At 45.0% G+C, this 21,773-nt stretch carries 18 protein-coding genes and 1 riboswitch; of the genes, 3 read left to right on the top strand and 15 right to left on the bottom strand.

The genetic code is table 11. The features are described 5' to 3' along the window. Positions 1-96 precede the first annotated feature (96 nt). From R50345_RS04555 to R50345_RS04545, 3 genes are all read right to left on the bottom strand, one after another. Positions 97-1,062 (bottom strand): helix-turn-helix transcriptional regulator, encoded by a 966-nt coding sequence (locus R50345_RS04555; protein ID WP_042124470.1) that lies wholly within the window; start codon positions 1,060-1,062, stop codon positions 97-99. 198 nt (positions 1,063-1,260) lie between these two features. After that, positions 1,261-1,947, bottom strand: a complete 687-nt coding sequence (locus R50345_RS04550; RefSeq protein WP_042124468.1) for a hypothetical protein — start codon at positions 1,945-1,947, stop codon at positions 1,261-1,263. 192 nt (positions 1,948-2,139) lie between these two features. After that, positions 2,140-2,826 (bottom strand): M50 family metallopeptidase, encoded by a 687-nt coding sequence (locus tag R50345_RS04545; RefSeq protein ID WP_042124466.1) that lies wholly within the window; start codon positions 2,824-2,826, stop codon positions 2,140-2,142. A 226-nt stretch (positions 2,827-3,052) separates the two neighbouring features. Between R50345_RS04545 and R50345_RS04540 the strand changes: the two genes are divergently transcribed. Both R50345_RS04540 and R50345_RS04535 read left to right on the top strand, forming a co-directional pair. Beyond that, positions 3,053-3,520 (top strand): DUF3450 domain-containing protein, encoded by a 468-nt coding sequence (locus tag R50345_RS04540; RefSeq protein ID WP_042124464.1) that lies wholly within the window; start codon positions 3,053-3,055, stop codon positions 3,518-3,520. Positions 3,521-3,569: 49 nt separating this feature from the next. After that, positions 3,570-4,274: an AIM24 family protein gene (locus R50345_RS04535; protein ID WP_042124461.1), complete on the top strand. Its 705-nt coding sequence runs from the start codon at positions 3,570-3,572 to the stop codon at positions 4,272-4,274. Positions 4,275-4,355: 81 nt separating this feature from the next. Here R50345_RS04535 and R50345_RS04530 read toward each other — a convergent pair whose 3' ends face one another. Both R50345_RS04530 and R50345_RS04525 read right to left on the bottom strand, forming a co-directional pair. Beyond that, the gene (locus R50345_RS04530) at positions 4,356-4,811 is read right to left on the bottom strand and encodes a Dps family protein (RefSeq protein WP_042124459.1); all 456 of its coding nucleotides are present in this window, start codon (positions 4,809-4,811) and stop codon (positions 4,356-4,358) included. 188 nt (positions 4,812-4,999) lie between these two features. Continuing rightward, the gene (locus R50345_RS04525) at positions 5,000-6,478 is read right to left on the bottom strand and encodes a potassium/proton antiporter (RefSeq protein ID WP_042124457.1); all 1,479 of its coding nucleotides are present in this window, start codon (positions 6,476-6,478) and stop codon (positions 5,000-5,002) included. 193 nt (positions 6,479-6,671) lie between these two features. Between R50345_RS04525 and R50345_RS04520 the strand changes: the two genes are divergently transcribed. Beyond that, positions 6,672-7,739: a GNAT family N-acetyltransferase gene (locus tag R50345_RS04520; RefSeq protein WP_042124454.1), complete on the top strand. Its 1,068-nt coding sequence runs from the start codon at positions 6,672-6,674 to the stop codon at positions 7,737-7,739. Between the two features lie 99 nt (positions 7,740-7,838). Here the strand turns inward: R50345_RS04520 and R50345_RS04515 are convergent, their stop codons facing one another. The 10 genes from R50345_RS04515 to R50345_RS04475 form a co-directional block, all read right to left on the bottom strand. Further along, on the bottom strand, positions 7,839-10,544 hold the full coding sequence (locus tag R50345_RS04515) for a discoidin domain-containing protein (protein ID WP_081953995.1): 2,706 nt from the start codon (positions 10,542-10,544) through the stop codon (positions 7,839-7,841). 51 nt (positions 10,545-10,595) lie between these two features. Beyond that, positions 10,596-12,107, bottom strand: a complete 1,512-nt coding sequence (locus R50345_RS04510; protein ID WP_052414461.1) for a glycosyl hydrolase — start codon at positions 12,105-12,107, stop codon at positions 10,596-10,598. A gap of 153 nt (positions 12,108-12,260) precedes the next feature. Continuing rightward, positions 12,261-13,805 carry a glycosyl hydrolase gene (locus R50345_RS04505; RefSeq protein WP_042124452.1) on the bottom strand — a complete coding sequence of 515 codons (1,545 nt, stop codon included), beginning with the start codon at positions 13,803-13,805 and terminating at the stop codon, positions 12,261-12,263. Positions 13,806-13,817: 12 nt separating this feature from the next. Then, a riboswitch (cyclic di-GMP riboswitch) is annotated at positions 13,818-13,897 on the bottom strand. 136 nt (positions 13,898-14,033) lie between these two features. Beyond that, the gene (locus R50345_RS04500) at positions 14,034-15,407 is read right to left on the bottom strand and encodes a sugar phosphate nucleotidyltransferase (RefSeq protein WP_042124450.1); all 1,374 of its coding nucleotides are present in this window, start codon (positions 15,405-15,407) and stop codon (positions 14,034-14,036) included. Between the two features lie 464 nt (positions 15,408-15,871). Further along, complete coding sequence (locus R50345_RS31805; RefSeq protein ID WP_231574049.1) at positions 15,872-16,060, bottom strand: hypothetical protein; 189 nt, start codon at positions 16,058-16,060, stop codon at positions 15,872-15,874. Between the two features lie 27 nt (positions 16,061-16,087). Beyond that, the gene (locus tag R50345_RS04495; RefSeq protein ID WP_042124448.1) at positions 16,088-17,428 is read right to left on the bottom strand and encodes a UDP-glucose dehydrogenase family protein; all 1,341 of its coding nucleotides are present in this window, start codon (positions 17,426-17,428) and stop codon (positions 16,088-16,090) included. A gap of 4 nt (positions 17,429-17,432) precedes the next feature. Continuing rightward, positions 17,433-18,533, bottom strand: coding sequence for a glycosyltransferase (locus R50345_RS04490; protein ID WP_042124446.1), 1,101 nt, complete (start codon positions 18,531-18,533; stop codon positions 17,433-17,435). A 61-nt stretch (positions 18,534-18,594) separates the two neighbouring features. Continuing rightward, on the bottom strand, positions 18,595-19,734 hold the full coding sequence (locus R50345_RS04485; RefSeq protein WP_042124445.1) for a glycosyltransferase family 4 protein: 1,140 nt from the start codon (positions 19,732-19,734) through the stop codon (positions 18,595-18,597). After that, the gene (locus tag R50345_RS04480) at positions 19,734-20,921 is read right to left on the bottom strand and encodes a glycosyltransferase family 4 protein (RefSeq protein ID WP_042124443.1); all 1,188 of its coding nucleotides are present in this window, start codon (positions 20,919-20,921) and stop codon (positions 19,734-19,736) included. Before R50345_RS04480 ends, R50345_RS04485 begins: the two co-directional genes overlap by 1 nt. After that, positions 20,908-21,765 carry a glycosyltransferase family 2 protein gene (locus tag R50345_RS04475; RefSeq protein ID WP_042124442.1) on the bottom strand — a complete coding sequence of 286 codons (858 nt, stop codon included), beginning with the start codon at positions 21,763-21,765 and terminating at the stop codon, positions 20,908-20,910. The genes R50345_RS04480 and R50345_RS04475 overlap by 14 nt, the downstream gene beginning before the upstream one ends. Positions 21,766-21,773: the final 8 nt, after the last annotated feature.

The raw sequence follows: 21,773 nt of genomic DNA, 5'->3' as shown, positions 1-21,773 counted from the left end.
ACCTACTCGCAAAAAAAGGATGCCTCCGGCAACCATTTAAATGGTTGCACAAGCACCCCATCTTTCGAATTGAACGAAGGTCAAATGAGCGTATCACTATTTATAGTGCGAACTCCATTTTTCCAACTGCTGCCTGATTACTTCACGATAATAGTACGGTTCAATGATTTCCGCTTCCTCTTCAAATCTCTTAATCCAGCGGACAAATCCTATATCTTGTTCCACTGAAACCTTAAAGTGAAAGCATCTAGCTTGACGATCCACTTTACTTGGCTTAAAAGGCAATTCGTCCTTCTTAATTCCTTCCATTATCCGTTCCGAGAATTTCACTTTGAATTCTACCTGTAAACTATCCCGATCGAGTGACCATTTCTGCTTCATAAAGGCTTGCACATCAAATGCTTCCTTCGAAAAAAAACGATTTAATGGCTTCACATTAGAAAAATCGTTGATATGATATGTACGAATAACACCCTGGCGATGACAAAATCCTATGAGATGAAAACGACTTTCCAGCGGGACCAGACAATAAGGATCAATAGTGATCCCTTTCTCTTCTAATGCATTTTCACTATAATTCGCTTGTATACTCTTTTGCTTTAATAAAGCCTCCAGGATCGGAGTAAGAAAAGAGTGTTGTTCCATCTGCGAACTGTTCCTTTCTGCCCACCCCACCCCTACTTCTCTTCTTGCACGTTCTATTGTTTCTTCTCTTTCCGCCTTCCGTTTATATTCAGCTGCGACTACTTTTTCATACGCGCTTTCAAAATCTATAGGTAGTACCGGTTTTATATCTTTCATAATATAGCGTAATTGCGAAAATGCGGTTGCTTCTTCTTCCGACCAATCCAAGGGATAGAGTGCAAAATTCCCAATAAAAGCATAACCTTTTCCATGCCCCAGGTGGGTTATGGGAATATGCATGGCGCTAAGCGCGTCCATATCCCGGTATATCGTTCTCTCGCTGTTGCCGCAGCGTTCCGCCAATTCACGGGCTAATATCCCTGGCTTGGCTTGAACAAGTGTAATAATGCGCATCAGTCGGATTAATCGGTCTGTCATATTCAGTTCCCCTTGATTTATGGTTAAATAGACCCATTATTTTATGAAAAAAAGTAAATTGTGATAGAACTTTTTTACTATGTTACCACATTTTATATTACAATTCTTCTGAATATTTTCCGCCGAATCCGCTTGAAAATCCAATTTATGTATAGGTCTTTTTTCGTTTATGTGCATCCCCGATCAGCATGTCCTATATTAAATACCACCAACGGCTTTACTACGAAGCTGATGCTCGAAACCTATCTGCTTATACAACATTTCAGCCTCTTTCAGCAGCAAAGGATCTCCAGAGCGTACCGCGAGCAGCAAAAGCTTATCCGCATGACGATTGAGCTTCTCCCGAGCTTCACTATACTGTCCTTTATTTCGTAACGCAGCAGCCTCCTCAACCGTTTCAGACGTCTTTAGCAGTTCCAGATGCTTCTCAACATAAAAGCAGCAAGTATCGCTCAGAATGCGGGTATGATGCGCGTACTCCAGCTCAAGCACCTTCACAGGGAGTTCACGAACACGCTCTACAGTTGGCTTTTTATACTTCCATTGTAGGGAGAGCGCCTCATATTTACCGGCTACAGAACTAGAGGTACTGAACTCCAGCCCTATGAATTTGCGTTGTCCTGTTTTTATTTTGCCAAGTTTAAGCAAGAGCGAATGACCTTCTCCAGCCTCCATCTCACATCCATAACAGCGCTTAAAAGTTAGATGCGGCTCAAGCCAAACTTGTAGTTCAATATCACGTGCTACCACCTTATGGCTCATAGGTCGGCTATGTTCTGAAGGCATATTTCCTTTCCATTCGACAAGCAAAACAGCATCGCGATTGCCACCTGCAAAAATACGATCTTGACCCCACGTAAATGTAGGATGAATACTTTCCATCATATTTTCCACCTCTTTCTTTTTTTGGGTCTTCTATTAATGTACCAATAATGGCGGACAACTCCATGTCATGGAATGTATGTTCGGTTCTATATTATCGACAAAAAAAGAGCCATTCTACATACTAAGTAGACTGACTCTCACAAAAATAACCCCTTTTGTCTGTTTATGACGAAAATTTTAAGCTTTTTATCTTTAACGGCTCTGAAGTTTAGGCTGCACTCGTTCCCGCTTAAAAAATAGGCCCAGCGCCCATTTGGCGCAAAGCAGAGAAAACATAAAAAATAGGATTGCCCAAAATATGGCCGGCACCGAAGTCATCCTTGCCAGATTACTGGCATCTCCCGCGCGAGACGGGGATACAACGGCGGCGTATACCAGAAATAAACTCCCCATTACAGACTCTTCCAAGGTCAAAAAAGCTAATAACAGATAATAAAATTTGCTGGCCTTTTTCCAAACCACCAGCATTAAAACGTTCAGCGCAATAAACCCACTCAACCACATCATTCCGAAGCTTCCCCGAACGTACATTAACAGCATCATCAATGCAACCGTAGTAGCCAAGATAAGACCCCAGTCATGCCGTCCTTTACTATAGAGATAGAAGAGCAGCAATGCGAATAAGGATGCCAGCAAATAACCGGACAGCGATACCAGAATCGCTCTGCCTCCATCTTGAATAGCTGAATAAGTGACACCGCTATGGTCCGCGTATAGCTCAATCCGCAGCACACTGCCTGACAACAGTAAAGTCACCAGCGCATGACCAAATTCATGTATCATCGTGTCTAAATTCCGAAACAAAGATGAGAACGGAATCAACCTCGTCAAAAAAGCAGATCCGACCAAAAATAACATTGTCTTAAGCCATTTATTCATTTCGCAGCAGCCCCTTCCCGTCCAAAGTATACGATAAATAGTCCCTCTTCTCAATCATGAAGACTCAGCCAAATAGAGCTCTATAAGGAAGTGCAACATCGTATCTAGCAGGCAAATATTACTGACACTAGATACACCATTCACGCTTAGCGTACGCTGTCAGAAGCTGTCAAGCTGTGTTAAAATAAAAGAAATAAAAAGCCTAAATCGGGTGGTGATTATATAGATGAAACAACATAAATACCGTAAATATCTACAGCTGTTATGTTCGCTCCTGCTTCTGCTGACCTTTTCCATAGCTCTTCCAGCTCCAGTAGCAAAAGCCAATATATTCAGTGATATCTATAATGGATTCAAAAGTTTCTCTGAGCTTCCAAACGAAGTCAATGAATTGAAAGAAGGATTTCAGCAGACAGCAGAAGAGCTACAGCAAGCTAAAGATAAGCTTGCGAATACCATGCAGGAAATGGAAGCCTACCGGACACAGAACGAAGCCCTGCAGGAACAGAATCGCCAACTGACGCAGATGGTTGATGCATTGCAAAATGACCGGACCGCACGCGAAGAATATTTTCATAAAATTAAAGTGACTATTTTTACGGGGATCGGTCTGATTCTAGGGTATTTTATACTCATCCGGATTATCCGTTTCAGCATGCTTCACCGTTCTAGAAAAGGAGACCGTCTGCGCTAATCTTGAACATTTAGTAAAGCTAACGCCTACAGCATGAGGGAGATGAAATATGAACATCGATGTCCAAGATGAAAGCGACAGCGGGAGCGGACAAGCCGTAGCCTTCACTCTCGTGGAGAAGGAAGAGGTTCATGTGCTGCACCCACAGCAAATTATCGCTTATCAAGGGCCTGCCACTGGACGAGCAGACAGATTTATGGATGTGAAGGGCATCTATCGCAAGCAAAAGTTAATTCGTTCAGATATGTCTGGTCCTTGCCATTTTGTCGCCGCCCTTCCACCGGGTTATCGGGTAAAGATTCTACAGCTTGATGGTAAGAGCGATTTGTTGTACGACTTTAAACATCTCTTCTTCTACAGTGAAGGAGTTACGATGAATACACGGGTACTGAGTATGAAGAATGTGCTCGTTACAAGAGATATTGTGAAGGTTAAATTTACGGGTAATGGTATCATTGGCATACTGACTGAAGGAACGGTTTGTGAAGCTGAGCTTCATCCGTACAATCCACTCTATGTGGATGCAGGCAGCATAATTGCCTATCCTGAGAACGCGAAGCTGGAGCTTACCGTTTACGGCAACCATTTAGCTAGCCAGCATATGAGTTATCACTGGAAGATGACGGGCCATGGACCTGTGCTTTTTCAAGCTGGACGCCAGAATCGCCGATTTGAAAGAGATAATAACGATGATGGTATTATTAAACGATTCCTGCGCGAAGCCGTGCCATTTGGTGGAGTATTTATTAAATAGAAGTATTCAAAAGAAAGAGCGCCATGCGTTAACGATACGCAGGCGCTCTTTGTATGTTCTATCCCTTATAAGGGGATTGTCTTAACCGATAAAAGCATTCAGCATCCAAGCATGTTTCTCAATGCTGCTTCTGATGCCAATCAACAGATCCGCAGTTGGTTGATCACCTAGTTCTTCTGCAGCTGCAATTGCTTCTTGCAGTTCTTTAGCAACCGTCTTAAAGTCTCTAACGAGCTCGAGCACCATACCCTTAGCATCTTCGCCACCGCGTGCTTCTTGTAGGTCGGACAGTTCAAGATATTGCTTCATCGTGGAGGCTGGTTGTCCACCAATAGAAAGCAAACGCTCAGCCAAATCATCCGCATAACCTGCAGCTTCATTGTATAACTCTTCAAACTTCTCATGCAGTGTAAAGAATTGAGATCCGCTAACATACCAGTGATAATGATGAAGCTTTACTCCGAGCAGGAACCAGTTTGCGGTTTGGCGGTTCAATGCAGCTTGCAGTTCAGTATGGCTCTTTAGTTGTGTTGTCATTAATAAAACCTCCTATGGTTCATTTATTGTAATTGTATTTAGACTCGTTCTAAATCTATATACAATTTAACACACTCTTTTGCGTTTTGCAACTATTCTGGAGATTATATATATTGTGCCGATTCTAGCACAACTTATGTTATTAGGCCTATTATGTGTGTCACACTTTGGAAAAAAGGTCCTCTTCTTTAGATTAAGGAAACATCCTCCTCCGCGGTCTTTCCTTTTCTACTGCGGAAGAAAGCCCTCATCTCATCGCGTTTGCTCTTTGGACTTAGTACATACACAGTATCCCCAGGCTCAATAACAGTACTGCCATGAGGGGTGACAATCTTTTTGTTGCGGATAATTGCCGTAAATAAGATATCGTCTGGCAGACCTATTTCTGAAATTTTCTGTCCAGCAATCGGCATATTAGGATTAATTCCAATATGATTGAACTCCGAGTCTGTCTTGCCAAGAGCAACCAGCTCCATCAGTGAAGGCTGATCTGAATCTTCTTGCCCCACAAGCTTTAATCGGGAAGCTAGCGGTGAAATACTAGTTCCCTGAATCACCGCCGAGGTCAGCACGACAAAGAATACAACATTAAAGAATAGTCGTCCGTGTGGCAGATCAGCCAGCAGCGGATAAGTCGCTAACACAATCGGAACGGCTCCACGTAGTCCGGCCCAAGAAATCAATGTCTTTTCACGAATTGAGAATTTGGAAAAATGCAGGCTTATAAATACACCGATTGGCCTTGCTACAACCATCAGAATGACGGATAACAAGATGCCTTGCCAAGCCACTTCCGCCAGTTCCTGAGGAAATACTAACAAGCCCAGCAGGATGAACATGAATATTTGCATCATCCAAGCAAAGCCGTGACTAAAATTCATAATGGTACGGTGATACATGAGCTCGGAATTGCCAAGAGTAAGGCCCATAACATAAACAGCCAGCAATCCGCTGCTGTGTACCCATGCAGATAAACCATAGGTCAGAACAGCAAAACCAATAGCCATTACCGGATAAAGACCTGTTGAATCCAGATTAATTCGATTGATGCAGTAAACTGCGATCTTACCCAGCACAAAACCCAGTACTAAGCCAATTCCCATCTCCCATATAAAAGACAACAAAAGCCCCCATATCGCGATATCCGGATGCTGTATCCATTCGATCAGCGATACGGTTAAGAAAACCGCCATTGGATCGTTACTTCCTGATTCCGCTTCTAACGTAGAGGTCAAACGTTTATCAATGTTCTTACCGCCAAGAACCGAGAAGACTGCAGCCGCATCTGTCGATCCAACGATCGCTCCAAACAGAAAGCTTTCTGCCCATGACACATCGAGAATTAGCTTGGCGAATACCCCTACGATGACTGTCGTCATTATTACGCCTACCGTTGATAAGGATAATGCTGGACGAATAACAGGCTTAATATCCTTAATATTCGTCTGCATCCCCCCCTCGAATAGAATGACAACCAGTGCGAAGATCCCGGCCATTTGTGTTAAGGAAGCATTGTTAAAAAAAATAAATTGGCTCAGCACCATACCCGCAGCAAGGAACAGCACTAAAGCCGGCATTCCAAATTTAGTGGAGAACTTGGTGGAAAATACGCCTACAAGCAGGAGCGCAGCCAGTAATAATATAATATTATCTGCAAGTTGGGACACCGATTATTCACTTCCCTTTCACTTCTAGCTTAAAATATAAGAAGCTTCCTTATTTATGTACTTTATTACCCTTATCCATATCCTTTTGAGACATTGAATAATATAAACAAGATTGGAGATTTCATTCCCCTGGCCTTATACTTTATGTAAATGCTTTCTCCCCATCGTGTGTACATATAGGAGGCTGAATGTTATGCAATTGAGATTAATTAAACCTGCGGAGCTGGATCAAGCAGCTCTGCTTGCAGATTCCATCTTTCGTGAACCGGGTGCCATTTCAATGAAAGAACTGTTTCCACTTATTTTCCGCCCGGGACTCAGTCATTCGTATGCGGCTATTACCGAGGACGGAACGGTTGCAGCTTTCATGGGACTCGTACCCTCTACGATCAAAACTGGTGATGCTATTCTGAATGTATTTTCCATAGGTGCAGTCTGCACCGCACCTGCATTTCGTGGACAAGGACTAGCCGGTCAGCTACTGGAGAAATGCCAGGCCCATGCTGCGGAAGCGGGCGCATCGCTGATTTTTGTCTCGGGTGATCGCTCACTGTACACCCGAGCAGGATGCGTACCGTTCGGAGGTACGCAATTTGCCGAGCTGAACGAAGGCTCGGCTCAGGCACTTGCAGCCGCAGCAGGGGAAGAATGGACCCTGCGGCCGATGCAGCCGGGCGACTTCTTCGCCGTCAACCGGCTGCTGAATGAACGCGATACCGGACATGTGTATAGTCCGGGTGAGCTGGCGCTGCTGCTGGGGACCGAGGCTTACGCGGGTGTGCTGGGCTTAGCCCAGCGCACACTCGTAGCCGTTCGGGACGGCAGCATCGAGGGGTTCGCCGCGGTGGCTGTGCCAGCGGCGGCAGATGTGCCCGCGCCGAGCACGGCGACGGCGGTGGAATGGGCCGGCCAGCCGAGCGCGGTAGCGGCGCTGCTGGCCAAGGCGGCACTGTGCGGCGGCGTAGGCGCGCTGCAGGTGCCGGTGCCGTGGCAGGAGCGCGGCTTGCTCGCGCTCCTGCGTGAGGCCGACGCCTCCTTAAGCGCCGGCGCGAACAGCGGGACGGTCTGCATCGCAGACCGGGCAGCGCTTTTGCGGCAGACCGAAGGCTGCCGCAAGGGTCACGACTTGTCGTCCGTCCAGGACGACAAGGAGCTGATATCGCTGCTCTTTGATCCAGCGAGTCCGCTTCACACCTCTGATCCCTCGGGGGAGTCAGAGGCAATTCCCTTACCTTATATGTCAGGTCTCCATTTTATTTAGAAGCAACTTAAAGCATAAAAATAACCTCTGCGAGAGAATTGTCTCGCAGAGGTTATTTAGTATGCGCTATAAATGATTACATAAATTCAAATGGTAGCCTTATTCTCTGGAATACACCTGAAGCTCTTGAATGGACCAATAATTCCCGCCAGCTCCGTTCTGTACAATCTTGATATACCTCGTCTTCACTTTAGAGAAGGATATTTTAGTAAGCTCTTTCGTGCCTTTTCCAGAGGTAAGTTTGTTCCAGTTCTGAGCATCGTCAGAAATATAGACTACATAGTCTCTTGGATAATCAAAAGGTGAAAGCGTGCTATCCAAATCTATTCTTTCAATTTCATGTGCTTCACCCAGATCAATCTGAAAATACTCTCCGGAAACCTGATGTTTCCCCGTATCCCAGCGCGTGCGCCGATCCCCATCGATGGCAAGACTCGGAGCTGAGGCTGCCGTATTCACATTTGAGGTTACCTTCCATTTCGTACGATCCAGAGGAACCAGTCCGGTGGCTGTAATCTGAACTTTATCGGACAGTAAATTGGAGCCAGATACCCTTACCGCGTAGGTATATAACGTCCCTTCACGTAAATTATGATCCGTATATTCTGTAAGCTTCACATCAGTAGCTGCCACCTTCATTTCCCCACCGCTACCTTCAGCACGAAGCAGCTCGTAGCTTGCTCCCGGTGCCTCCAGCCAATTTAATTTCACAGATAAACCTTTTGTTGCCGCGGCTTTGAATCCCTTAGGCGCCGACGGTTTTACTTCAGAGGAAGGCTGCAAAATATACTGTACAGCCTCTCCCGGAGCAAGTTTCTCCGTAAAGGTTAACGTGGGAGTAGCCTTTTTCCCTGTTACATAACTTCTTGCTTTTTCATACGTATCCCCGTTTCCAAAACGTTCCCCTTCATATATAACGTTTTTCGGCATAGTCACATTTACACTCACGGTCTGCGGAGTAGACTCAAAGTTAACGAAATTAACCAGTACCTTATTCGAGGTCGCTCCGCTTCCCGCAAGAGGCTTCAACGTGGAAGTATCCACGGCCCGAACATAAACCAACTTATCGGCTAACACATCTTTATTTGCAACTTGATAAGTTAATGGAGCTCCATGCGTAGCATAAGCAAGACTAAGCCTTCTCATGATGCTGACACGTGAATCCTCATTTTCTTTTGTATAATAAATCTCTGTGGTCGCCGGATCATGTTCTTCTAAATTAAACCCGTATTTGAATAAACTGAAATCCTTAAAAAAAGCAGCATGCTGCACAAACATATCCGCATAACCGATATGTGCACGCATGATCCGATCGAATACCGCGGCTGTCCGCTCCGTTGCCCCGTATTGATAGGCGTCCACATGACTGTCCGAGGTACCAAATTCAGTGGTCAGCATTTTTTTGCCGAGTCCATTGTCTGCGCCAGCGAAAGTCTTCAAATTCTCTGTAAAGCTTCCCCCGTTACTAAAAATATAAGAGTCGCCGTACGAGTGTCCATTGGTCAAATCCGTAACCTTCTCCAGCTCCATACGCTGCTCTGGATCACGTTCCCATCCATCCGGATCTCCACATGCCTTCTCAGTTCCCTTCTGATTACCGCAGGAGTCCTCACTGTAGCCCGGCCAATACGCCCATCCTGGAGCAACAGTTTGTAAATGGGGCGCGATTTGCTTGCCCTTTTTATTTAGCCAGTCCGCAATCGCCAAATTTACTGCCTTAGAACGATTGAATAGCCCTGGCTCATTATCTACCTCATAGTATTGAAAATAGGGGCTATATTGTTCAAAATAATCTGTCAGCTTTTTCTCCGCATCAGCAGGCAACGATCCATCTGTCTTAAGCTTAATATCACCAGTATGCAAATACAGAGCAACCGCCTGCATGTTGTAATCCTGCAATACCTTGTAATATTCCATCATATTCGAGCAGGATCTCCCGACATCACTAGCACAGCTGGTACGCATCACATTACCGCTATAAGCCATACCTAGCCATTTGATAACATAAGGCAAGTGCGTAACTGCACCTTCATCAAAATAAAACTGCTTATTATTCACTACTGTTCCGGTCAGTGTGTAGCTGCCATGAATAGGCTCGGAAATTGGAGCGTTAAGAGACTCTAAACGGAGATTATCCCATGTCCACCAGGAATATTCGTCTTCTTTGTCACTGCAATATAAACAGCGAACCGTTTGCAGCTTCAATTCGTTTGATCCTATCTTTAATTGCTCCTTGGGGATATATAATTCATAGGTCTTTTGAAAGCTATATTTACTTTCTGTGCCAGCAACGCCCGCAATTTGAATGATCCCCGACAATTGATGATTGGAAAACACACTCATTTGCGGCACAGATTTATAAGCGTCTAGAATACCTACGCTAAATAAGACCCCGTTCTCCGGGATCTTATTTAGCTGATATGTGATCGTTAATTCCGGCTGGGTCTTTCCATTTAAGCCTGCAGGCAAGCTCTGAAAAGCCGATGATTTGAGCACTGAAGAAGTAACATTAAATTCCTTCTTGCTGCCGGAAGTGCCACTCGCAGCAAATTCAGCTGCTGAGCCATCATGTTGTCCCAGATTCCAGATCACAGTACCATCCGGTATTTCTGCTGCAAGATCACTTCCTGTAGACAGTCTCGGTATATTGGCACCTACCTTATAATCATTCGTTCTATTCGTTCCGAAAACTGAGACAGACAACAGAAACAAGACGGTTAATGCGGCGAATTTTAGTAATAACAGTAATGGTTTGTTTGCTGATATCTTATTTTTTCTATTAGATATTCTCCTCGTTATTCCCATCCATAGGTCCTCTCTTTCTTTCGGAATGTCTTGCCCTATCATTTCATTAGATTAAGGAAGGTACAATGCCCCTTGTGGAATCACCTGCTGCTTCTGGCTGGAACTCTCCCATAGCAAGCGAAGATTGGCATCCCCTTCATTCTCATAATATTCAATTTGGATATCATAAAGCGTTCCTGCTGTGAGCGGGATACTACCTTTATGAAGGGTTGAACTTTGATTTTTCCAATTGTCGATAATCAGCTTTCCGTCAATCCAGACACGGACTCCATCATCAGAGGATGCCGAAATCATATATTTTTCACTGAATTTGGGTTTGAGTTTCCCTTTCCAGCGTACAGAAAAGTGATCTTCATTTATCTCTGATGCAGGTGACCCACCATGCCAATTAAAATCAATCTTACGGTCATTGCGGATAAGCACCGGTTCTCCCTCTAAATCAGTATTGTTATAGTATTCTCCAGTTAAACCCGTTGGGGTTACCGGTGCTATCGAAGGGACTTCTGTTGTGAGAACATAATCCTCTCTCGATACTATAAACGAGTTATTCATGAAGCTTTTGATGGACTGTGGCGTATTATTTTCTGTCAGCAATTTGCCCCAGGTCATCATATAAACCCATTTATTTTGTTTGTTGGTTAATACATCCGGGTTCGGCAGCTGCCCACTTTCCCCGATTCCGATAGGTTTATCTTCAGCAAGTGTGAGCAGGTCCTCATAGTAGGACTGCTTATAATCATTATTGTAGATATCCGCAGCCAGAACATCGACTTTATCTGCACTGGGATAATAGGCGGCATAAGAATCTGCCCATTCATTCGGCGCGTTTGGATTCCACACCCACAGTAGATTATTCAGTTTGTGTGTGTTTACAAAACGATCATAGACAATATTCCAAAGCGCTGAAAAATTGTCCTTTTTCCCCCACCAAAACCAACCGCCATTCATTTCATGGTAAGGTCGCCATAAGACTGGAACCCCAGCATCACGCAGCTGTTCTAAATATCCAGCGATCTCATCTAGATCAGAGATTAGACTCTTATACTGAGCCGTCCCAGGCGTAACATAAGCATTAAACTTCTCTTGACTGAGACTTCTGTTTACATTGGACCATTCTGGAGAAGTTCCTGGCAAACTCTGATGGAATGTCATGGCTACAATGCCACCCGTCTGATTCCACTCCATTGCACTGTCAATTACTGCTTGCCGCTGTTCGGCGATTGTCCTTTTGGATTGATTATTAATCGCCCCTAATTCATAACCATGTAGAACGGCATTTTGTCCCGAAGTATTCTTCAGCTTATGAACCAGTTCATCTGGACTTTCTAGATAATCATGCTGACCAGACAGGATACCTTTGCCACGTAGATTCACCAAATTACTCAACAGTTGCTTGGCTTCTTCAGAAGCTGATGGATTGCTTGGTATAGCCGGGGGAAGAGAGGAAGAAACACTCATAGCCTTCGGAAGACTCTTAACCTCTCCCCAAGGCAGCAAGGAAAAAATAATAAACACCGGTAATATAGTAAACAACAATCTGTTTTGCTTATAATATTTACGCAAATAAATCCTCCTTTCGGTAGCTGTACTGCCTCCACAGGTAATAAATAAACATACCTGTTATCGGACAATCGTCTTCTGACCTAATGAGGACTATAGCTTAGTAGCTCTGCAATAACGCAGAGCTACTAAGGATCGACCTTTAATTTTCATCAATCAGGAGACATCCGGAAGAAAAAGCGCACTTGCTGGAACTGTCTCTTTAACTTGACTAGCACTTTCCCACATCAAGCGGACTCTCGCATCGCCTTCATTTTCGTAATACTCCACCTTGATATCATATAGCTGACCAGCCTTCAGCGTAATATTGCCCTTACGCTCAGTGCCACTTTGCTTCGTCCAACTATCAATCACAGATTCCCCATTCACCCAGACACGGATGCCATCATCTGATGTAGTGTAAAATGTATATTGTTCATCATATAAGGGCTTAACTTTACCGCTCCAACGTATGGAGAAACGATCAATCCCAAGGGCGGCATCCGGCGATCCTTGCCGCCAATTGAAATCAATTATTGCATCGGTTCTAATAAGAGCTGCTGCTCCCGATAGCTGCATGTTGTTGTAATACTCTCCTGCAAGCCCCTTCGCGAGAGGAATTGCTGCCTCTCCCTCTTCTTCGGGAGGTGCCGGTGCGGCGCTAGGTGTGGGTACCAAGCTATTATTTAATTTATCTCTAGTCAGGGTATAGCTGCTATTCATAAAAGTTTTGATTGTATCTGCACTGTTATTCTCATAAAGCATTTTTCCCCAGCTCATCATATAAGTCCATTTACTTTGTGATTGTTGAAGCTTCTCCAGATTAGGCATTTCACCATTTTCCCCGATCGCAATCGGTTTGCCCGCGGCTAGACTCAACAAGCTATCATAGTATTTTTGCTGGTAATCATTTTCGTATATGTCTGCTGCCAGGATATCTACTTTATCAGCTCCTGGATAAGTTAACGCATACGGATCTGACCAAACATTGGGAGCATTCGGACTCCATACCCATAACAAATTATTTAATTTATGAACGTTAACAAAACGGTCATACATAATATTCCAAAGTTTAGAAAAGTTATTTTTCTTCCCCCACCAGAACCAGTTCCCGTTCATTTCATGATAGGGTCTCCAAAGTACCGGGACGTTCGCATCTCGCAAGCTTTTTAGAGATACTGCCACCTTATCAAGTTCAGCAATCAGACTGTTATATTGCTTGGTACCCGGTGTAACGTAACTATCGAATTCACTTTGGCTAAGCGTTTTTTTAACATTATCCCAGTCATAAGAGGTGCCCGGCAGGTTAGCATGAAAAGTCATAGCTACGATTCCGCCCGCTTTATTCCAGTTGATGGCGCTGTTTACCACATTTTTACGCTGCCAGGACATCGTTCCTTCAGACTGGCCACTGATCGCACCCATTTCATAACCGTGAAGAGCTGCATACTGTCCGCTGGTTCCCTTCAGCATATTGTTAATTTCATCTGGACTTTCTAAATAGTCATGTTGGCCAGCAAGGATTCCTTTTCCTGAGATTGAGTAAAAATAGTTAAGCAGCTTTACGGCTTCAGGTGAGGCTCCTGGGGTAACTGGCGTTCCAGAATTTGAAGCAGCTATGACAACAGACGGCGAAATTCCAACAGTAAGCGGAAGTGCAGTCAGAAACAGGACGAGTGACAGAAATGCACCAAACAATCGATACGTACGGTAAGCTTTCAAAATAATCTCCCTTTCGGTAGCCAGGCTGCCACTCTTTCGAAGGCCCTATAGCTTTGCGTCCCTACCTTTCGATAGGTTTGCCTTTTCAATTTAAGAGAAATAATCTCTCTTACCGTAAGTATCGACGACAATTAATGATATATTTAGTGTTTTTATGACTTTTTTTGATAATTGAGTCAATTTACCTGTTTTAAGAAATTCCGAATTGGTTAAATAGATAGGTTAGACCTATGAAATGAATTGTTGTAGTTCTATATCATTCCAGTCTAAAGTAATACGAATATTATCTTCTTCTACTAATTCAGAACCCGTCTGTACCTCTATAAACTCAACATCCGTCAAAGCAAGGATTGCGTGCTTCGTTCCTTCCGGTATACGTACCACGTCCCCAGCCTTCACATTATGTTTTTTCTCATTCAGCACAATACTTGCTTCGCCGCTGACGATTGTCCAAATTTCACTACGTTTGCGATGTAACTGATAGCTGATATTATTCCCCTCGGATATAAAAATCCGTTTAGTCAGCACTTCATTGCCCTCGTCATATTTCACATAATCAATAACTTTGTAATGGCCCCAGCGGCGTTCCTCGTACATCGGTCTCTGTTCAAAGGTCTTCAGCACTTCTTTAATCCGTGGACTCTCGGCTTTATGGGTAACTAGAATCCCATCCGGGCTAGCCGCGATGATCAGATCCTTCGCACCAATTACCGTAATTGGAATATCCAGCTCATTAATCAAGCAAGTCCCCTCAGAATCCGCCGTCACAAAACCCTTGCCTACATGCTTGCTGCTCATTTCCTCTGTTAGCGTATTCCACGTTCCAAGATCCTTCCAGAATCCATCATACGGCTGTACCACAATATGTTCTTCTTTCTCCACCACTTCATAATCAAAGCTGATGGAAGACAATAGCTTATATTGCTTCTGCAATTCTTCATATCCTAAAGGCAACCCTTTACGCTGCAAAATATCTAACAAGTACCCTAGACGGAAGGCAAATACTCCGCAATTCCACAATGCATTTTGCTCGATAAGCTGTTCTGCTTGTATGCGGTCTGGCTTCTCTTGAAAGTGACTCACCTTCATAAAACCGTTCTCCCCCGCCTCTTCGGTGGTAGGAATGATATATCCGTATTTCTCTGAGGCGTGTTCAGGAATAACACCCATTAGAGCCAGATTTGCTCCACTTTCTAGCATAGTCCCTTCAAGCATAGCTATGGTATCGAAAAAGGATGCTTCTACATAAGGGTCAACAGGCAAAATCGCTACCGTCTCCGCTGGAGAAACACCTGCAACCGAATAAAGATAGGTAGCTGTTAAGGCGATAGCCGGAAAAGTATCCCGACGCTCCGGTTCAACGATAATCGGCACATGACTTCCCAGTTGGCTTTGTATCATTTCTACTTGGCCGCGGCCGGTGGCCAGATAAGATGATTCTGCCATTCCCGCTTCCTCCAGCTGTCTCCAGACACGTTGTACCATGGATTCTGGTTCACCTTGAGGGCTTTCAAGTACCTTTAGAAATTGCTTTGAACGTGAGTCGTTGGACAACGGCCATAACCGTTTACCTGAACCGCCTGATAGAAGTACCATTTTCATAGAATGAACCCTCCTTAATATATGGAAATGAGCATAATTAAATTGTTATCAAAACGTATAGCTTCCGCTTAGCCTTAGTTCGAGCGGATGCATTTTTTAAAAATTTATTAGGTATGAACCACTCCAAGGGATTTTGGACTTCCGATCGCTGTTATCCTCAGATTTCCTGATTTGAACCGCCGCCAGCGGTAGAAATCCGAGGATAGCATATGCTTTCGAAGCTAGCTTTCCTACGGAAATCTTTCGGGCGAACACTCCGTTTCTACAGTTCCAAATTCCCTTTCCGTTCTTTACCTAACCAACTTCCTCTAAATGCTTGAACCGTACTGCACCGGGCTGTACCAGCCGGAAGGCAGCACGTTTTTCTAAAGATTTGCTTCTGCTCCTATGGAGGCAGCAGCCAACGCAAGTACTACTACAACAAGGTTATCTGCTACTGCGATAAACAATCAGAGTACCTAACTTTATAAATTGCTTAGAAACTTAAGATAAAGGAATGGAGTGACGGAGGGGAATTTGGGAACTGTAAGAGCGATAGCGTCCGCCTTTGTCTGCGGATTTCTACCGCTATTAGCGGTTAGAATCAGGAAATCTGCAGACAACAGCGGCTGGAAGTCCAAACATTCACCGCAGTTGCGACTGACACTTAACACAAAAATCTCAAGTTCAATATATATAGATTAAACCGCTCCAGCCACACTAGCAGAATAACCGCTCAATCCACCCATCTGCGGGCGGCCGACAGAATGATAAACGAGGCCGGTACCCTCGATTTGCTCCTTGGAATACACATTGCGTCCATCGATCAGCACCCCATTACGCATGCTTTTCGCCAGCTGATGCAGATCAATGTCCTTGAGTAGGCTCCAATCGGTAAGCAGGCATACGGCATCGCTGCCCTCAGCCGCTTCCTCTGGCAGATTGCACCAACGAAGCTGCGGATGATCATATTGCTGCCTGAAATTTGTAGCTGCGATTGGATCATACAGTTTAACCGTAGCCCCTTCAGCCACCAGCGCCTCAACAATCTCTCTGGCGGGAGCTTCGCGGACATCATCAGTGTTAGGCTTGAAAGCAAGCCCCCAGATCCCAATCGTCGAACTGCGCAGACTGCCAAGTGATTCATGCAGCTTGGAGATGATCATAAACCGTTGTCCTTTGTTCACTTCGACTACAGATTTCAATAATTTGAATTCGTAATCGACGTTGCCCGCAATTTGAATGAGCGCATTAGTGTCTTTCGGGAAACAGGAGCCTCCATAACCGATGCCAGCCTGCAGGAAGGATGACCCGATTCTTTGGTCCATACCCATTCCTTGTGCTACTTCGGTTACATCAGCTCCCACTTTTTCGCAAATATTGGCGATCTCGTTAATAAAGGAAATCTTCGTGGCCAAAAATGCATTCGAAGCATATTTGATCATTTCAGCACTGCGTATATCTGTTACAAATACATTTACTGTGAAACCCTTATGAAGCTCGCGCATAGTTGGTTCCAGCTCTGGATTATCGAGACCAATGACAATTCTATCGGGATGGAGGGTATCGCGAATCGCTGACCCTTCACGTAAAAACTCGGGAGCAGACACGATATCAAAAGAATGATGGGTAGATTTAGAAAGTATGTTGGAGATTTTCTCATTTGTTCCTACGGGAACTGTAGATTTTGTCATTATAATTTTGTGCCCTTCCATCGCTTTAGCGATTTCAACAGCTGCATTCTCAATGTAGGTTAAGTCTGCTTCACCATTAGGCAACGATGGCGTACCTACTGCAAGGATGATAATATCTGAACGACGTACCGAATCCTGCAGATCCGCAGAAAAGGATAATCGTTCCTCACGAAGATTCAGTTCAATCAGTTCCTCAATTCCCGGCTCATAGATGGGTGATTCCATCCGTTTCAGCTTCTTAATCTTTTCCTCGTCCTTATCCACACAGATGACATGATGTCCGCCCAGTGCAAAACATACGCCAGATACAAGACCCACATACCCAGTACCGATTACTGTCAGCTTCATACAATCATCCTCCTTTTAGAAAATTGACGTAGGCCTGCTCAACATACTGCTTGAACTTAACCATAAACGCCTGCTCATCAAATTTACGTGCATGCTCCATAATTTGATCGATATCCCAAGCGTAGGACTCTACCTCGTAAATAGCCTTTAGTAGATCCTCCACTTCTTGATGCTGAAAGAACACACCATTTACATAAGGAATAATAGTATCTAGTGCACCACCTGCTTGATAAGCAATGACCGGTCTTCCCGCAGCGTTCGCTTCCAGCGGTGTGATTCCAAAGTCCTCTTCTCCCGGAAAAATAAATGCTCTACACTGTGCCATCATTCCGGTTACTTGCTCATCCTCTAGCCGGCCTAAAAACGATACATTGTCCTTAGCCATGCCTTCGAGACGTTTACGATCTGGTCCATCCCCTACGATGTACAGCTTAAGACCGTTACGGTTAAAAGCCTCTACAGCTAAATCAATCCGCTTGTAGGAAACAAGTCGAGATACTATTAAATAATAGTCACCAATGCTAGAAGAGCTTGTGAAACGGGCTGTATTAATCGGTGGAAATATGACATCTGCATCCCGGTGATAATAGTTCTGAATCCTTGTCTTCACTACTGAAGAATTGGCTACGAACTGATTCACATTTTTAGAAGTCCGCTGGTCCCACGATTTGAGCTGCTGCATGTATACCTTAAGCATTTTCTTGAACAACCCGGAATTCGACTGACGTTCCATGTAGGTGTCATAATCCCATGCAAAGCGCATAGGCGTATGGCAGTAACAAAGATGAAACGTATGTTTAGGAACTTGAATACTTTTCATAAAAGCACTGCTGGAACTCAGGACGATATCGAAACCGCGAAAGTCCAAATCACGGATGGCCATTGGGTAAAGTGGCAGCACCCCTTTAAAATTGGTCTTTACCCCCGGTATCTTTTGCAGCCAAGAGGCACGTATATCCGCATCTTTGAGATTGTCAGTAAGGCGGCTTCCGTTAAAAACCGTTGTGTAGATTGGAGCCTCGGGATACATGTGATGAAAGACTTCCACCACTCTTTCCGCGCCGCCCATTTGGATTAAGTAATCGTGCGCTATCGCAATTTTCATGTGAATCATCCTCAAAGTTTTATGGAGCATCATCTTCAGAATTACCGTGTCATCTCATCTGTCAGGTGCTCGCCAACAAACCTTTATAGTAGTCAACGATGTCCTTGACCGTATTCTCGATAACAAACTGCTCTTTCACTCGTTTCATCCCATTGTCCGCCATCCGCCGTCTTTCTTCTGGGTGATCCAGCATCCATTTAATGGAGTCTGCCAGTATCGCCGCGTCTCCAGGCTCTATCAGTAATCCTGTCTCACCTGGAACTACAATTTCTACCGGCCCGCCTTCATTGGAGGCAACAACCGGTAATCCTGCTGCCATTCCTTCAACGATCACTTGGCCAAAAGGCTCAGGAGTTACCGAAGTATGAATCAGTAAATCAGCGGTATTCATAAGGCCTTGAATATCATCCACATGCCCTAGCATGCTTACATTAGTAAGCTCGTCGTTTTTTATCTTTTGAAGCAACTCCTGCTTATAAGCCTCTTCTCCAAAGAGAGCGTCTCCGGCCAGCCAGAACTTCACGCGAGGTTCGTTCTTAAAGCTTTTTGCGGCTTCCAGCACAATATGCTGGCCCTTCCAATGCGCCAATCGACCAACTAGCAATACGTTAAATTCCTTCTGATCCCGCATGCCGATCCCATTACCAATCGCTTTAGCGAATGCGGAGTATACGACCAGCGTTTTCTTCGAACGCGGCAGCTCCAAAGCATTCAGCGTAGAATGTGAATTCGCGATGACTCCATTTGGGAGCAGGCGCGACAGTAAACGAATTCCTTTAGCAACAACAGGCTTTAAATAAGGAGCTCCAATATGGTCTCGGATGTGCCAAATCAATGGAACGCCCGCTATTTTAGCAGCGATGGCTCCGTATAATGCAGATTTCAGAGAATTGGTGTGCACGCAATCTACCTTCTCCGCTTTTAAGAGCGGAGCAAGCTTACGACCGTAAGCCAACAGCTTGAAGGCTGCAGCAGGTGCTCCCAAGTTGACTGCATTTCTACCACGACTTCTGATGCTCTCATCTAGCGGAATAATACGGACATCCATTCCCTTTTCACGTAGCCGTTCAGCCAGCGCACCATCCTCGGCCAGGATTACAAGTGGATCAATCTGTTCTCCAATATGGGTAAGGATGTTAAATAGGGCAACTTCTCCACCACTCCATTTAGCAGTGTGATCTATATAGGCCACTCTAAGCATTACGTGGTCACCTCCTCTCCTAAGGCTTGTAGGAACACGGATTCTACTTGATCCGTAACATGCTCCCAGGTATATCTCTCCAGTACATGTTCTCTACATTCATCCCGGCTCGGAAGCAGCTTTCGATTGCTAAGCATATGGATCATGCCTTCGGCCATGTGGTCACTACTCGGACTCTTAAATAGCAATTCCGGCCGGAAGCCTTGCAGGATTTCCTTATTGCCGCCAATCGGTGTAGCCATCACTGGCAATCCTGAAGATAAGGCTTCAACGGTAATCAAACCAAAGCCCTCCAATGCCTGTGAGGGAACCACGAACATGTCCGCTGCCTGATAATAAGAGGCTAGTTCATGATCGGGAATGTAGCCTAGCAGTCTTACCTTGTTGCTTAAGCCATAGTCGGCGATCTTTTCTTCAAGTTCCCCCCGCAGCGGCCCTTTGCCACCAATCAGCAGCATCGCATTCGGGAAACGCTCCGCAACTTGCTTCCAAGCTTCAAGCAGCTGGAGTAGTCCCATCCGATTGACCAACCGCCGGACAGTCAGCACGGTTGTTGCTCCCTCAGGTAAATTTAAGCTTCGGCGAATCGCCAATCGATTCGTAGCGGGAATAAAACGTTCCACATTAGCTGCTCCTGGTATCACTATAATTTTGTGTAGAGGCACTCCGTACAGCTTATGGAGAATATCGCGGAACGTCTCACTAAGCACGATGAACTTATCCGCTAGCTTATAAGCTCTATGTTCAATGGATTTGGCGATAGTTGTCTTGACCCGGTGCTTAATGCCTTGGCCTTCAATTTTCATTTCTTCATTCCAAGGACCATGAAAAGTCATCACTACAGGAATCCCACGTTTTTTTGCTTCCAGCGCTGGACCAATACCGTAAGGAGCGAAGTGAGTGTATAAAATATCTATACGACCACTGCCCTCTCCCATCAGATCAGCCGCTTTACGCTGGAAAGCATCCTTACGTTTCCAGATCCCATCCTTTGGATCTCCGGCATTGTGAATAATCAATTCCTCGGGTGTAGCAGGCGTTTCTTGACTGCAAATCAACGCATGCACCCGATTACGTGAGGAGAGTTGCTCGCAAACGGATTTGAAATACGTGTTAAGCCCACCCGGCTGTAGCGACGGCCAGCTAAGACCAGTCGTCATAATGTTCAATCCGTCACTGTACGGCATAGCTTCTCTCTCCTTTATTCTCCTTCTCAATCTGACTCTTCTTCGCATTGTGCTGAGTCAGCTTTCCCGATCTAATTAATTCGTAAAGCTTGAAGCCGACCATGAATTCATACATGACCCAGAATACGGATACACCGAAACCTGACATTCCCTTCTTGAACAACCCGTGTAAGAAATACTTTTGCAGGAACCGGGCTGGCGGTCTTACCAGCAGATGACTGACCCGAAATCGTTTGCCCTTGGCATACGCACTTTCAGCTTCCAAGTCAGTGTACTTATTGAAGCGTGCCACATGATCGTTAATACTGCGGTACCCATAATGCCAGAGCGTTCCTGTCAAACGTATAGTTCGCTCTTCAGAAACCTCGGGCATTTCGTGCACCAAGCTGTTTCGAATGCCATAAGCTTTACGGTTGTAAAGGCGCACTAGATATTCGCCACGATCCAGCCATCTGCCCATAAAGTCGCCGATCCGATAGATAGAATAGGCAACCGATTGATCGATAAGCCCCGGTTTCAGTTCAAGAATACTTGCGGCCAACTCGTCGCTCACCACTTCGTCAGTATCAATAAGGAAGACCCAATCATGAACCGCGCGTTCTACTCCGAACTCCCTCTGTTTCGCATATCCGGGCCATGGGTTGACATATACTCGACAATTTAAGCTTTCGGAAAGCTGTACTGTCCCGTCCTTGCTGCCTCCGTCAATCACAACCACTTCGTCGGCGAATAACCTGCAGGATTGTATGGCTTTAGATATTCGAACTTCGTCATCCTGAGCGATAATGACAGCCGATATTGGATAATCGCCTTGGCCGCCTACCACGCTTTTTACTGAATCCATGAAGGTTT

Source organism: Paenibacillus sp. FSL R5-0345 (genome assembly GCF_000758585.1).
In the GTDB taxonomy this organism is placed as follows: Bacteria; Bacillota; Bacilli; order Paenibacillales; family Paenibacillaceae; genus Paenibacillus_AQ.
Note: the sequence above shows the minus strand (reverse complement) of the source record. Positions and strands in the feature narration are given on the sequence as shown.

Coding starts and splice junctions, on each gene's coding strand:
- R50345_RS04555 (WP_042124470.1), bottom strand. CDS start 1,062: ATGACAGACCGATTAATCCGACTGATGCGCATTATTACACTTGTTCAA.
- R50345_RS04550 (WP_042124468.1), bottom strand. CDS start 1,947: ATGATGGAAAGTATTCATCCTACATTTACGTGGGGTCAAGATCGTATT.
- R50345_RS04545 (WP_042124466.1), bottom strand. CDS start 2,826: ATGAATAAATGGCTTAAGACAATGTTATTTTTGGTCGGATCTGCTTTT.
- R50345_RS04540 (WP_042124464.1), top strand. CDS start 3,053: ATGAAACAACATAAATACCGTAAATATCTACAGCTGTTATGTTCGCTC.
- R50345_RS04535 (WP_042124461.1), top strand. CDS start 3,570: ATGAACATCGATGTCCAAGATGAAAGCGACAGCGGGAGCGGACAAGCC.
- R50345_RS04530 (WP_042124459.1), bottom strand. CDS start 4,811: ATGACAACACAACTAAAGAGCCATACTGAACTGCAAGCTGCATTGAAC.
- R50345_RS04520 (WP_042124454.1), top strand. CDS start 6,672: ATGCAATTGAGATTAATTAAACCTGCGGAGCTGGATCAAGCAGCTCTG.
- R50345_RS04515 (WP_081953995.1), bottom strand. CDS start 10,544: ATGGGAATAACGAGGAGAATATCTAATAGAAAAAATAAGATATCAGCA.
- R50345_RS04500 (WP_042124450.1), bottom strand. CDS start 15,407: ATGAAAATGGTACTTCTATCAGGCGGTTCAGGTAAACGGTTATGGCCG.
- R50345_RS04495 (WP_042124448.1), bottom strand. CDS start 17,428: ATGAAGCTGACAGTAATCGGTACTGGGTATGTGGGTCTTGTATCTGGC.
- R50345_RS04490 (WP_042124446.1), bottom strand. CDS start 18,533: ATGAAAATTGCGATAGCGCACGATTACTTAATCCAAATGGGCGGCGCG.
- R50345_RS04485 (WP_042124445.1), bottom strand. CDS start 19,734: ATGCTTAGAGTGGCCTATATAGATCACACTGCTAAATGGAGTGGTGGA.
- R50345_RS04480 (WP_042124443.1), bottom strand. CDS start 20,921: ATGCCGTACAGTGACGGATTGAACATTATGACGACTGGTCTTAGCTGG.
- R50345_RS04475 (WP_042124442.1), bottom strand. CDS start 21,765: ATGGATTCAGTAAAAAGCGTGGTAGGCGGCCAAGGCGATTATCCAATA.